This is a genomic window from Pseudomonas sp. G11 (assembly GCF_029457515.1).
Taxonomy (GTDB): Bacteria; Pseudomonadota; Gammaproteobacteria; order Pseudomonadales; family Pseudomonadaceae; genus Aquipseudomonas; species Aquipseudomonas gorinensis.
This window is the reverse complement of the sequence record NZ_CP120377.1, coordinates 96129-108703: the sequence shown is the minus strand read 5'-3', so window position 1 is coordinate 108703 and position 12575 is coordinate 96129. Positions and strand designations below refer to the sequence as shown.

Genomic DNA, 12575 nt, shown 5'->3' with positions numbered 1-12575 from the left:
CGGCCGCTGGCGCGAAGAGGGGCGGCACTATACCTAGGCGAACGTGATCCGTCTGCTCGGACTGATTAAAGGTTTCAGCCAAGGGGTGTCGGGTAGGGGCGATGTTGGAATTTTTATGGGCGTCATTTCACAACCTTGAGGCAAAAAAAAGGGCCTGAAGAACGAGCCTTCAGGCCCTCAAAAGGTGAGAGGTGTCTAGTCCCTCAACCTGGTGAGCGGTGCAACAAACGCTTAGGCCTTCAACGGGACCAAACGTGGAGCGATCATGTTTTCGGGGCGCAGGATGTCGTCGAGCATGGCGTCGTCGAGCAAGCCTTCTTCGCGCACCAGTTCCAGCACGCCGCGGCCGCTTTCGAGGGCGATACGCGCGATGCGGGTGGCGTTTTCATAGCCGATGTACGGGTTCAGCGCGGTGACCAGGCCGATGGAGTGCTCCACCAGCTCGCGGCAGCGGGCTTCGTTGGCGGTGATGCCGACGATGCAGTGTTCGCGCAGCATGTCCATGGCGCGTTGCAGCAGGCGGATGGAGTCGAAGATCTTGAAGGCGATCAGTGGCTCCATCACGTTCAACTGCAGTTGGCCACCTTCGGCCGCCATGGTCAGGGCCAGGTCGTTACCGATGACTTGGAACGCCACTTGGTTGACCGCTTCCGGGATCACCGGGTTGACCTTGCCGGGCATGATCGAGCTGCCTGGCTGGCGCGCCGGCAGGTTGATCTCGTTGATACCGGTGCGTGGGCCGCTGGACAGCAGGCGCAGGTCGTTGCAGATCTTCGACAGCTTCACAGCGGTACGCTTGAGCATGCCGGAGAACAGCACGAAGGCGCCCATGTCGGAGGTGGCTTCGATCAGGTCGGCAGCCGGGACCACGGGCTGGCCGCTGATAACGGCCAGGCGTTGTACGGCCAGGGCCTGGTAGCGCGGGTCGGCGTTGATGCCGGTGCCGATGGCGGTGCCGCCCAGGTTCACTTCAGTCAGCAGCTCTGGCGCCAGGGTTTTCAGGCGGGCCAGGTCTTCACCGAGGGTGGTGGCGAACGCGCGGAATTCCTGGCCGAGGGTCATCGGCACGGCGTCTTGCAGTTGGGTGCGGCCCATTTTCAGCACGTGGCTGAATTCGACGCCTTTGGCGGCGAACGCCTGGATCAGGCTGTCGAGGCTGGCCAGCAGCGCGTCATGGCCCAGCAGCAGACCCAGGCGGATCGCGGTGGGGTAGGCGTCGTTGGTCGACTGCGCCATGTTCACGTCGTTGTTGGGGTGCAGGTACTGGTACTCGCCCTTCTGGTGGCCCATGGCCTCCAGCGCGATGTTGGCGATGACTTCGTTGGCATTCATGTTGGTTGAAGTGCCGGCGCCGCCTTGAATCATGTCCACCACGAATTCTTCGTGGAAATCGCCGCGGATCAGGCGGGCACAGGCCTCGCTGATGGCGGCGTGCTTGGCTTCGCTGAGCTGGCCCAACTCACGGTTGGCGTCAGCGGCAGCTTGCTTGACCATTGCCAGGCCGACCACCAATTTCGGGTAATGCGAAATCGGAACGCCCGAGAGGCGGAAGTTATTCACCGCTCGCAGGGTCTGGATACCGTAATACGCTTGAGCGGGTACTTCGAGTACGCCAAGCAGGTCTTTTTCTGTGCGGAATGATGCAGCGGAGGACATGACGGAAATCATCTCGATATGGACCCGGAACAGGCCGGAACGCTGCGAATGCTAGGCCTGTAGGAAATTTTGGGCCAATGCTGTTAAACACTGGCCTATGCATAAACGGCATAATGCAGGTGTGACCCGGCTATCATGACGGGCGTGTGTGCCAAAATGGTGCGTATCCGTGGGAGGCAGTGATGAACCTTGAGAGCAAATGGCTGGAAGACTTCAGCGCCTTGGCGGCGACTCGCAGCTTTTCCCAGGCGGCGGAGCGACGGTTTGTCACCCAGCCAGCGTTCAGCCGACGTATTCGCAGCCTTGAGGCCGCACTGGGCCTGACCCTGGTCAACCGCTCGCGCACGCCGGTTGAGCTGACGGCGGCCGGGCAACTGTTCCTGGTCACCGCGCGCACCGTGGTCGAACAACTCGGTGAAGTGCTGCGCCATTTGCATCATCTGGAAGGCGGGCAGGGCGAGGTCATGCAAGTGGCCGCTGCCCACTCCCTGGCATTGGGCTTCTTCCCGCGCTGGATCGCACAACTGCGCAATGAAGGTCTGAACATCGCCACGCGGCTGGTGGCCACCAACGTCGGCGACGCCGTACACGCCCTGCGCGAAGGCGGTTGCGACCTGATGCTGGCGTTCTATGACCCGGATGCGGCGATGCAGATGGACGCCGAGATCTTCCCGTCGCTGCACCTGGGCAACACCGAAATGCTCCCGGTGTGCGCGGCCGACGCCGAGGGCAAGCCGCTGTTCGATCTGGAAGGCGAGGGCAGCGTGCCGTTGCTGGCCTACAGTGCTGGCGCGTTCCTCGGCCGTTCGGTGCATTTGCTGTTACGTCAACGCGCCCTGCGTTTTACCACGGTTTACGAAACGGCCATGGCCGACAGCCTCAAGAGCATGGCCCTGGAAGGCCTGGGTATTGCCTGGGTGCCGCAATTGAGTGTGCGTGCCGAACTGGCGCGCGGTGAATTGGTGGTGTGCGGCGGGCCGCAATGGCATGTGCCGCTGGAAATTCGGCTGTATCGCTGTGCGTTGGTGCGTAAGGCGAATGTGCGGTTGTTGTGGCGTAAGTTGGAAGGTGGGGCGGCGCAGAACACCTGAGCCCAATCTCGGGCCAAATGCAGGGCAAATGTGGAAGGGGGGCTTGCCCCCGATTGCGGTGTGTCAGGCACTGAATATGTCACTACTACACTGCTATCGGGGTGTAGCCCCCTCCCACAGGGTTTTGTGGTGATCTGGCTGACTTGAAAGTCAATAAAACCGCCGGTTTGCACGGCTAGACAGATGGTCATTCCAGGGGCTGTTTATCTGCGTTATTACGGTATACTGCGCGGCCTTCGGCCGGTCCAACCGGCCAAATTTCGTACAACAAGCCACGCCGGATTTCCCGCGTGGCTTGTTGTTTTTTGACGCGCCTGCGGGCGCCCAGAGAGAAGAGGCACGACGATGAGTGCATTGGTTGGCGTGATCATGGGCTCCAAGTCCGATTGGTCCACCCTTAGCCACACCGCCGATATGCTGGAAAAACTCGGCATTCCGTATGAAGTGAAAGTGGTCTCTGCCCACCGCACCCCGGACTTGCTGTTCCAGTATGCCGATGAAGCAGAATCCCGTGGCATTGAGGTGATCATCGCCGGTGCCGGCGGTGCAGCGCACCTGCCAGGCATGTGTGCGGCCAAGACCCACCTGCCGGTGCTCGGCGTGCCGGTGCAGTCGTCGATGCTCTCGGGCGTGGATTCGCTGTTGTCCATCGTGCAGATGCCGGCCGGCATCCCGGTGGCGACCCTGGCAATCGGCAAGGCCGGCGCGATCAATGCCGCCTTGCTGTCTGCCAGCATCCTGGGCGCCAAGCATCCGCAGTTCCACGCTGCGCTGAAAAAATTCCGTGCTGAGCAGACAGACAGCGTGCTGGACAATCCAGACCCACGCATTGCCTGAGGTTGTTGACGATGAAAATCGGTGTAATCGGTGGCGGCCAACTGGGCCGCATGCTGGCCTTGGCGGGAACCCCGCTGGGGATGAACTTTGCTTTCCTGGACCCTGCGCCGGACGCCTGCGCGGCGGCCCTCGGTGAACACCTGCGCGCTGACTACAGCGACCCGGATCACCTGCGCCAGCTGGCGGACGAAGTTGACCTGGTGACCTTCGAGTTCGAAAGTGTCCCGGCTGAAACCGTGGCGTTCCTGTCGCAGTTCGTGCCGGTATACCCGAGCGCCGAAGCCTTGCGTATCGCTCGCGACCGCTGGTTCGAGAAGAGCATGTTCAAGGACCTGGGCATTCCAACCCCGGCCTTCGCCGATATCCAGTCCCAGGCGGACCTGGACGCCGCCGTTGCCAGTATCGGCCTGCCGGCTGTGCTGAAAACCCGCACCCTGGGTTACGACGGTAAGGGCCAGAAAGTCCTGCGCACCCCAGCGGATGTGGTCGGCACCTTCGCCGAGCTGGGCAGCGTGGCCTGCCTGCTGGAAGGCTTTGTACCCTTCACCGGTGAAGTGTCGTTGATCGCCGTGCGCGCCCGTGATGGCGAAACCCGCTTTTACCCGCTGGTGCACAACACTCACGACAGCGGCATCCTCAAACTGTCCGTGGCCAGCACCGATCACCCGTTGCAGGCCCTGGCCGAAGACTATTCCAGCCGCGTGCTCAAGCAGCTGGATTATGTCGGTGTGATGGCGTTCGAGTTCTTTGAAGTCGACGGTGGCCTCAAGGCCAACGAAATCGCCCCGCGTGTACATAACTCCGGGCACTGGACCACCGAAGGCGCCGAGTGCAGCCAGTTTGAAAACCACCTGCGTGCTATCGCAGGCTTGCCCCTGGGTTCCACGGCCAAGGTGGGCGAGAGCGCGATGCTCAACTTTATCGGCGTCGTACCGTCGGTCGAGCGCGTCATTGCCATCGATGACTGCCACCTGCATCACTACGGCAAGGCCTTCAAGGCCGGGCGCAAGGTCGGTCACGCCAACCTGCGCTGCAAGGATCGCGCAACGCTGCAAGCGCAGATCCTCAAGGTCGAAGCGCTGATCGCCGAGCAATAAACACAGGGGGCGGCGGGAACCATTCGGCTATTGCCGTCCTCTGATTGCAGGATGCCAAAGCCTGTCCAGGCTTTGGCATAGCTCACTTCATTCAGAGGGAAATGCCATGGGTATCATCGGAACCATCTTTATCGGCTTGATCGTCGGCCTGCTGGCGCGTTTCCTCAAGCCCGGCGACGACAGCATGGGTTGGATCATGACCATCCTGTTGGGTATCGCCGGTTCCCTGGCCGCGACCTACGGTGGTCAGGCACTGGGTATCTACCAGGCGGGCCAAGGTGCGGGCTTTATCGGCGCACTCGTCGGCGCAATCATCCTGCTGGTGATCTACGGCCTGATCAAAAAGAACTGATCAGCCGACAAAGTCCTCTGCGCTGCGCAGGCGCAGAGGGCTAGAATGCTCGGCACTTGTTACTTGCCGAGCCTTTCCATGCGCCGTTTTCTGTTGACTCTTCTCTTGCTGGGCTCTGGCCTGGCACACGCCGGCGAACTGCCGGAAACCGACTGGCTCGACCTGATGCCGCTGTCGGACCAGAAGGCCCTCGAGGCCATGCCCGAGATCGACCACAACTCCCCCGAAGCCCAAGGCACCTTCACCGATAAAGGTGGCTTGAAGCAGAGCAAAGGCTTGCCGGCGGTGATGTATTCCACCAAGACCGTGGCCGCCATGAACGGCAAGAACATCCGCATCGGCGGCTACCCGGTCCCGTTGGAAACCGATGCCAAGGGCCGCAGTACGCTGTTCTTCCTGGTGCCCTACCCAGGCGCGTGTATCCACGTGCCGCCACCGCCACCTAACCAGTTGGTGCTGGTGCGCTATCCCAAGGGCTTGAAGTTGGATGATATCTACACGCCGCTGTGGGTCACGGGCACGTTGAAGGTGGAGAAGGTGAATAACGACCTGGCGGATGCGGCGTATGCGCTGGATGCGGGCAAGGTGCGGGTGGTGAAGGAGTCGGATCTCTAAACCACACTGCAAATCAATGTGGGAGGGGGCTTGCCCCCGATAGCGGTGATGAAGTCACCAGAGACAGTGACTGGCCCCCTGCAATCGGGAGCAAGCCCCCTCCCACATTTTGATTGGGTTTACAAAGTGATACTGGTGATGCTCACGCCCAGCGTGTGGCTTTCACCCGGCGCCAACGCCACCACATCATCCAGCACATTCGCCGTCTCGATGCACAGCATGCCCTGCCAGCCATCGTCGGCCATGTCGTCGAAAGCCTTGGCGCGTTCGGTCCAGGGGTTCCAGATCACGGTGGATTTCGAGCCTTGGCTGGTGAGCTGGATGCGGCGCTGCCAGTCGTTATCGACGATGTTCAGTTGCGCGGGTGTATCGAGGTAGATGCGGTCGGTCTCGGCGCTGAACTGCAGCAGGCCGGTTTGCGTCTTCTCGCTCCAGCCATCGGCGGTATCGATGTACGCCGAGCCGTCCAGGCCTTCGACCTGCACGTTGCGTACGTCGCTGACGGCGAAGTAGGTGTGCAGCGCCTGGCTGAGCGTGACAGTGTGGTCGCCACGGTTATGGCTGGTCAGGCGGATATGCAGTTGGTCGTCCAACAGCAGGCTCAGCTTCAGGTCGACCTGATGGGGCCAGCCGGGGAAGCCGCCTGTGGGCACTGGCAGCACCAGGTCGACGCGCAACCCTGTGCCTTCAAGTGCGGTCCCGGCCAACGCCCATAGGGCGGTGCGCACAAAACCGTGGGCGCCGGCCGGGGTATCACTCTGGCGCATCGCCTTGACGCTTTGAGGGTTGCGATCGAACACGCCAAACCACGGCCAGCACACCGGCACACCCGTGCGAATGCCTTTGCCTGTCTTGAACACGGCGGCCTTGTTCGGCCAGATCAGCGGCTGCTCGCCTGCGCGTTGGTAACTGATGATGTGCGCGCCCTGCTGGGCCACCATCAGTTGCGCACCGTTGTGGCGGATGCGCCAGCAGTCCAGCTCGTCGACTTTCACGGTTTCAACGTGGGGCGTAGGCATACAAAAGCACTCTCAATGGCAGGCAATGGGGCAATTGACCGTCAAAACCCGGCGAGGTTTAACGCGCGCGCGACGGCACCGAACGTGTGCGGCCACTGCCATCGATGGCAACGAACACGAATACCGCCTCGGTCACCTTGCGCCATTCGCTGGACAGCGGGTCATCGCTCCACACTTCGACCATCATCTGGATCGAGCTGCGGCCGATTTCCAGGGCCTGGGTATAGAAGGACAATTGCGCGCCCACGGCGACCGGCACCAGGAACGCCATGCGATCAATGGCCACGGTGGCGACACGACCGCCGGCGACTTTACTTGCCATCGCGGTGCCGGCCAGGTCCATTTGCGAGACCAGCCAGCCGCCGAAGATATCGCCGAAACCGTTGGTTTCACGCGGAAGCGCGGTGATTTGCAGGGCGAGATCGCCTTGCGGGATAGGATCTTCTTGTTCGAGTTCGATCATGCCGGGGGTGCCTCTGACCCGTGAAGCTTTTTATAGATGGTGCAAAGTGGATAGCCGACTGGTGGAAAAACGTTTCAGCACAAACATACTCCGTTCGATACGTTTCTCGTAAGGCGTACTAAAGGGAAACTCTGCCAAACCGGCTGGGTGGCACCCAACGGCGTTTTGGCACAGCAGCCCGTCAAGGATGCGGGTCTTGCGCATGCAAGGGCCGAGTATATCGAGACCCTGACGCCACGACGACCTCCCGGCGCTCATTTGGTCGGTAAATAGACGCTGTAATGGGGCTTTTTCGGGCAACTGTTCTTCTATCCAGCTTAACGGGTGTCCCGCGACGGGATTATTTCGTCCATCTGCACAGTTAACCGTTCGGCGCTGTGCTTTTTCCAACGATTTGCTATCTTGCCAGACCCGCCGCCAGTCGCGGGCATGTCGTCCTTATTACGCTGATTACTATAAGAGAAGCTCTGCCATGTCCTCCGTGCCCGCAAGCAGTGCGCAACCGTCGCGCCCGCTGACCCGCAACGACTACAAAACCCTGTCGCTGTCTGCCTTGGGCGGGGCGCTGGAGTTCTACGACTTCATCATCTTCGTGTTTTTCGCCACGGTGGTCGGAAAACTGTTCTTCCCCGCCGACATGCCCGAATGGCTGCGTATGATGCAGACCTTCGGCATTTTCGCCGCCGGCTACCTGGCACGCCCATTGGGCGGCATCATCATGGCGCACTTCGGTGACCTGCTGGGCCGCAAGAAAATGTTCACCCTCAGCATCTTCATGATGGCCGTGCCGACCCTGATCATGGGCCTGCTGCCGACCTACGCGCAGATCGGCCTGTGGGCGCCGATCCTGTTGCTGCTGATGCGCGTGATCCAGGGTGCGGCCATTGGCGGCGAAGTGCCGGGTGCTTGGGTGTTCGTCTCCGAACACGTTCCGCCGCGTCACATCGGCTACGCCTGCGGTACCCTGACCAGCGGCCTCACCGCCGGTATCCTGCTGGGCTCGCTGGTGGCCACCGCCATCAACACTATTTATAGCCCCGAGCAGGTCTCGGATTACGCCTGGCGGATTCCGTTCTTGCTGGGCGGTGTATTTGGCCTGCTGTCGGTGTACCTGCGCCGCTGGCTGCACGAAACCCCGATCTTTGCCGAGATGCAGCAGCGCAAGACCCTGGCCGCCGAGCTGCCATTGCGCGCCGTACTGCGTGACCATCGTGGCGCCATCGTGCTGTCGATGCTGTTGACCTGGCTGTTGTCGGCCGGCGTCGTGGTGGTCATCCTGATGACTCCGACCGTGCTGCAGACCATCTACCACTTCACTCCGACCATTGCGCTGCAAGCCAACAGCCTGGCCATCGTGACCCTGAGCCTGGGCTGCATTGCCTCCGGTGCCCTGGCCGACCGTTTCGGTGCCGGGCGCGTACTGGTTGCCGGTTGCGCGCTGTTGCTGGCAACGTCGTGGACGCTTTACCACAGCTTGCTGGACCACCCCGACTGGTTGTTCCCGCTGTACGCCCTGACCGGTCTGTTCGTCGGCACCATTGGCGTGGTGCCTTACGTGATGGTCAAAGCCTTCCCGCCCGTGGTGCGCTTCAGTGGTTTGTCATTCTCCTACAACGTGGCCTACGCGGTGTTCGGTGGGCTGACGCCGTTGGCCGTGTCGTTGCTGATGAAGGAAAGCCCGATGGGCCCGGCTTACTACGTTGCCGTCCTGTGTGTGATGGGGATGGTGGTAGGTGGGTACCTGTGGAAGCGCGGGCGCTGACGGCCGACTGATCACCTGTGGCGGGCGCGTTCGCCACAGGTGATGTTTGCCTCATCAATAATGTCAGAGTGTTTCCGAATAACCGTTACGCCCGCCTCAACCCTCGCATAACCCCTGTGTTTCCGAAGTTTTCCCCGCGTTGCTGCGTTTCATCATCGATGATGGCCTTTCATCTAATTGTCATATTCCAGACATAGAGTGTTCACACGGCCTCTCGATACTTGGCCCCGATCCAATTATCCCTATCTGCTAGGAGCAAGGCATGAAACTGAAACGTTTGATGGCGGCAATGACTTTTGTCGCTGCTGGCGTTGCGACCGCCAACGCGGTGGCCGCTGGTGTTGACCCGGCAATTCCGGCTTATGTGAAGACCACTGGTGTGTCGGGCAACTTGTCCAGCGTCGGTTCCGATACCCTGGCCAACCTGATGACCCTGTGGGCAGAGGGTTACAAAAAGGAATACCCGAACGTCAACATCCAGATTCAAGCTGCTGGTTCTGCCACCGCGCCTCCTGCGCTGACTGAAGGCACTTCCAACCTGGGCCCGATGAGCCGCAAGATGAAGGACACCGAACTGGCGGCCTTCGAGCAGAAGTACGGCTACAAGCCAACCGCTATCCCGGTTGCCGTGGACGCCCTGGCGGTGTTCGTGCACAAGGACAACCCGATCCAGCACCTGACCATGGAGCAAGTTGACGCGATCTTCTCCTCGACTCGCCTGTGCGGTGGCAAAGCCGACGTGAAAACCTGGGGCGACCTGGGTGTGACCGGCGACCTGGCCAACAAACCAGTGCAACTGTTCGGTCGTAACTCGGTGTCCGGCACCTACGGCTACTTCAAGGAAGAAGCCCTGTGCAAAGGCGACTACAAGCCTAACGTGAACGAACAACCTGGCTCGGCTTCGGTCGTGCAGTCGATCAGCTCCTCGCTGAACGGCATCGGTTACTCGGGTATCGGCTACAAGACCGCCAGCGTGAAAACCGTGGCCCTGGCCAAGAAAGGCAGCACTGACTTCATCGAAGACAGCGAAGAAAACGCCCTGAACGGCAAATACCCGCTGTCGCGCTTCCTCTACGTGTACGTCAACAAAGCCCCGAACAAGCCTCTGGCCCCGCTGGAAGCTGAGTTCGTGAAACTGGTTCTGTCCAAACAGGGCCAGGAAGTTGTAGTGAAAGACGGCTACATCCCGCTGCCAGCCAAAGTTGCCGCCAAGGCCCTGGCTGACCTGGGTCTGAAAGAAGGCAACTGATTGCCTCTGCGGGAACCGGTACGCCGGTTCCCGCATCACTAATTTTCAATCCGCTGCCAGCCCTGCTTCGCGGCGGATTTCTTGCGTCACTGCATTGTCATCTTTCTGTCATACAGGATCGCTAGGGTGTGCGCATGAATGATCTGGCCAATTCCACCATGACGACAACTTCTCCCCCCAAGCGCATTGATTTCAATACGCCTGAGCTGCAACGCAAGCGCCGCATCCGCGCGCTCAAGGATCGCCTGACCCGTTGGTACGTACTGATTGGCGGCCTCGCCGTCCTCGGCGCCATTACCCTGATTTTCTTCTTTCTTGCCTATGTGGTTGCGCCACTGTTCCAAGGTGCTTCCCTGACCAAGGAAGACGCGCTGACCCCGGCCTGGATCCAGGACGCCGGCAAGCCGTTGATGATTTCCCTGGAGGAACAGAACCAGGTGGCCATGCGGGTTTCCGACAAGGGCCAGGCGCTGTTCTTTGATGTCGCCACCGGTGCCGAACTCAAGCGTTTCGATCTGCCGCTGCCGGCGGGTGCGAGCGTAGCGTCCATCGGTGAAGACCAGCCGGGCAGCCCGCTGGTGATCCTCGGCTTTTCCAATGGCCAGTCCCTGGTGTTCCGCCACACCTATAAGGTGTCGTACCCGGACGGCAAGAAAACCATCACGCCTGCGATTGAATACCCCTACGGTGAAACGCCCATCGTGCTCGACGATGCCGGCCGCCCGTTGGAGCACGTCGCCCTCAACGCCACCGACTCGTCGCTGGTGGTTGCCGGCTCGGCGGGTTCGCACTTGAACGTGCTGACCCTGAGCCGTGAAGAAAACATGATGACCGGCGACGTCACCAGCGAGCAGAAGCGTATCGAGCTGCCGCAGATGACTGAGCCGGTGAAGGCGATCTTCATCGACCCGCGCCAGCAGTGGCTGTATGTGATTAACGGTCGCGCCCTGGCCGATGTGTTCAGCCTGCGCGACAAGAGCCTCAATGGTCGCTACAAGTTGCTGGAAGACGCCAACGCTGAAATCACCGCCAGCACTCAACTGGTGGGCGGTATCTCGCTGATTATCGGCAACTCCAAGGGTGGCCTGGCCCAGTGGTTCATGGCCCGCGACCCGGATGGCGAGCAGCGCCTGAAGCAGATCCGCACCTTCCAGATGGGCACCGCGCCCATCGTGGAAATCACCGCCGAAGAGCGTCGCAAAGGCTTCACCGCCCTCGATGCTTCCGGCAAGTTCGGCGTGTTCCACAGCACCGCCCACCGCACCCTGCTGGTGGATCCGGTGGTCGACGGCCAGGGCGTGTTCGGCCTGTCGCCTCGCGCCAACCGTGTGATCGTCGAAGCCGGCGGCAAGCTGCAACCGCTGCTGCTGGACAACCCGCACCCGGAAGTGTCCTGGAGCGCGTTGTGGAGCAAGGTCTGGTACGAAAACTACGACGAGCCTAAGTACGTCTGGCAATCGACCGCCGCCAACACGGACTTCGAACCCAAGATGAGCCTGGCCCCGCTGACCTTCGGTACCTTGAAGGCCGCGTTCTACGCCATGCTGCTGGCCGCGCCACTGGCCATTGCCGCCGCGATCTATACCGCTTACTTCATGGCCCCGAGCCTGCGCCGCAAGGTCAAGCCGGTGATCGAACTGATGGAAGCGATGCCGACGGTGATCCTCGGCTTCTTCGCCGGCCTGTTCCTGGCGCCGTATGTCGAAGGGCATCTACCGGGGATTTTCAGCCTGCTGATGCTGGTGCCGATTGGCATCCTGGTGGCCGGTTTTATCTTCAGCCGCCTGCCTGAGTCTATCCGCCTGCGGGTACCCGATGGCTGGGAAAGTGCGATCCTGATCCCGGTGATCCTGTTGGTGGGCTGGCTCTCGCTGTACATGAGCCCGTACCTGGAAACCTGGTTCTTCGGCGGCGACATGCGCATGTGGATCTCCCATGACCTCGGCATCACCTACGACCAGCGCAACGCCCTGGTGGTTGGCCTGGCCATGGGGTTTGCAGTGATCCCGAACATCTACTCCATCGCCGAAGACGCCGTGTTCAGCGTGCCGCGCGGCCTGACCCTGGGCTCCCTGGCCCTGGGCGCCACGCCGTGGCAGACCATGACCCGCGTCGTCATCCTGACCGCCAGCCCGGGGATTTTCTCGGCGCTGATGATCGGCATGGGCCGCGCCGTGGGCGAGACCATGATCGTGCTGATGGCCACCGGTAACACGCCGGTGATGGAGATGAACCTGTTCGAAGGCCTGCGCACCCTGGCGGCCAACGTCGCCGTGGAGATGCCCGAGTCGGAAGTGGGCGGCAGTCACTACCGCGTACTGTTCCTCTCGGCACTGGTGCTGCTGCTGTTCACCTTCATCATGAACACCCTCGCCGAGCTGATCCGTCAGCGTCTGCGCAAGAAATACTCGTCGCTTTAAGAAAGGTAGAAGTC

The 12575-nt window shown here is 61.1% G+C and carries 11 protein-coding genes; 8 read left to right on the top strand and 3 right to left on the bottom strand.

What is annotated here, in order from left to right; translation table 11 throughout:
* Positions 1-231: 231 nt before the first annotated feature.
* A complete protein-coding gene (gene aspA, locus P2T68_RS00495) occupies positions 232-1656 on the bottom strand; it encodes an aspartate ammonia-lyase (RefSeq protein ID WP_041161057.1) in 1425 nt (474 codons plus the stop codon).
* Positions 1657-1838: 182 nt separating this feature from the next.
* Between aspA and P2T68_RS00490 the strand changes: the two genes are divergently transcribed.
* The 5 genes from P2T68_RS00490 (at position 1839) to P2T68_RS00470 (ending at position 5648) form a co-directional block, all read left to right on the top strand.
* The gene (locus tag P2T68_RS00490; protein ID WP_024078160.1) at positions 1839-2747 is read left to right on the top strand and encodes a LysR substrate-binding domain-containing protein; all 909 of its coding nucleotides are present in this window, start codon (positions 1839-1841) and stop codon (positions 2745-2747) included.
* 345 nt (positions 2748-3092) lie between these two features.
* Positions 3093-3584 (top strand): 5-(carboxyamino)imidazole ribonucleotide mutase, encoded by a 492-nt coding sequence (purE, locus tag P2T68_RS00485; RefSeq protein ID WP_003213411.1) that lies wholly within the window; start codon positions 3093-3095, stop codon positions 3582-3584.
* A gap of 11 nt (positions 3585-3595) precedes the next feature.
* Complete coding sequence (locus P2T68_RS00480; RefSeq protein WP_024078159.1) at positions 3596-4681, top strand: 5-(carboxyamino)imidazole ribonucleotide synthase; 1086 nt, start codon at positions 3596-3598, stop codon at positions 4679-4681.
* A 106-nt stretch (positions 4682-4787) separates the two neighbouring features.
* Complete coding sequence (locus P2T68_RS00475; protein ID WP_024078158.1) at positions 4788-5033, top strand: GlsB/YeaQ/YmgE family stress response membrane protein; 246 nt, start codon at positions 4788-4790, stop codon at positions 5031-5033.
* 78 nt (positions 5034-5111) lie between these two features.
* Complete coding sequence (locus P2T68_RS00470) at positions 5112-5648, top strand: DUF3299 domain-containing protein (RefSeq protein ID WP_041161056.1); 537 nt, start codon at positions 5112-5114, stop codon at positions 5646-5648.
* A gap of 119 nt (positions 5649-5767) precedes the next feature.
* Here P2T68_RS00470 and P2T68_RS00465 read toward each other — a convergent pair whose 3' ends face one another.
* Both P2T68_RS00465 and P2T68_RS00460 read right to left on the bottom strand, forming a co-directional pair.
* A complete protein-coding gene (locus P2T68_RS00465) occupies positions 5768-6667 on the bottom strand; it encodes a D-hexose-6-phosphate mutarotase (RefSeq protein ID WP_024078156.1) in 900 nt (299 codons plus the stop codon).
* Positions 6668-6725: 58 nt separating this feature from the next.
* A complete protein-coding gene (locus tag P2T68_RS00460) occupies positions 6726-7130 on the bottom strand; it encodes an acyl-CoA thioesterase (RefSeq protein WP_010566936.1) in 405 nt (134 codons plus the stop codon).
* Positions 7131-7602: 472 nt separating this feature from the next.
* On the opposite strand from P2T68_RS00460, the gene P2T68_RS00455 reads away from it, so the two are divergent.
* From P2T68_RS00455 to P2T68_RS00445, 3 genes are all read left to right on the top strand, one after another.
* Positions 7603-8892: an MFS transporter gene (locus P2T68_RS00455; RefSeq protein ID WP_024078155.1), complete on the top strand. Its 1290-nt coding sequence runs from the start codon at positions 7603-7605 to the stop codon at positions 8890-8892.
* A 262-nt stretch (positions 8893-9154) separates the two neighbouring features.
* Positions 9155-10141, top strand: coding sequence for a phosphate ABC transporter substrate-binding protein PstS (locus P2T68_RS00450; protein ID WP_016978637.1), 987 nt, complete (start codon positions 9155-9157; stop codon positions 10139-10141).
* 386 nt (positions 10142-10527) lie between these two features.
* Complete coding sequence (locus P2T68_RS00445) at positions 10528-12561, top strand: ABC transporter permease subunit (protein WP_173860558.1); 2034 nt, start codon at positions 10528-10530, stop codon at positions 12559-12561.
* Positions 12562-12575: the final 14 nt, after the last annotated feature.

Coding starts and splice junctions, on each gene's coding strand:
- aspA (WP_041161057.1), bottom strand. CDS start 1,656: ATGTCCTCCGCTGCATCATTCCGCACAGAAAAAGACCTGCTTGGCGTA.
- P2T68_RS00490 (WP_024078160.1), top strand. CDS start 1,839: ATGAACCTTGAGAGCAAATGGCTGGAAGACTTCAGCGCCTTGGCGGCG.
- purE (WP_003213411.1), top strand. CDS start 3,093: ATGAGTGCATTGGTTGGCGTGATCATGGGCTCCAAGTCCGATTGGTCC.
- P2T68_RS00480 (WP_024078159.1), top strand. CDS start 3,596: ATGAAAATCGGTGTAATCGGTGGCGGCCAACTGGGCCGCATGCTGGCC.
- P2T68_RS00475 (WP_024078158.1), top strand. CDS start 4,788: ATGGGTATCATCGGAACCATCTTTATCGGCTTGATCGTCGGCCTGCTG.
- P2T68_RS00470 (WP_041161056.1), top strand. CDS start 5,112: ATGCGCCGTTTTCTGTTGACTCTTCTCTTGCTGGGCTCTGGCCTGGCA.
- P2T68_RS00465 (WP_024078156.1), bottom strand. CDS start 6,667: ATGCCTACGCCCCACGTTGAAACCGTGAAAGTCGACGAGCTGGACTGC.
- P2T68_RS00460 (WP_010566936.1), bottom strand. CDS start 7,130: ATGATCGAACTCGAACAAGAAGATCCTATCCCGCAAGGCGATCTCGCC.
- P2T68_RS00455 (WP_024078155.1), top strand. CDS start 7,603: ATGTCCTCCGTGCCCGCAAGCAGTGCGCAACCGTCGCGCCCGCTGACC.
- P2T68_RS00450 (WP_016978637.1), top strand. CDS start 9,155: ATGAAACTGAAACGTTTGATGGCGGCAATGACTTTTGTCGCTGCTGGC.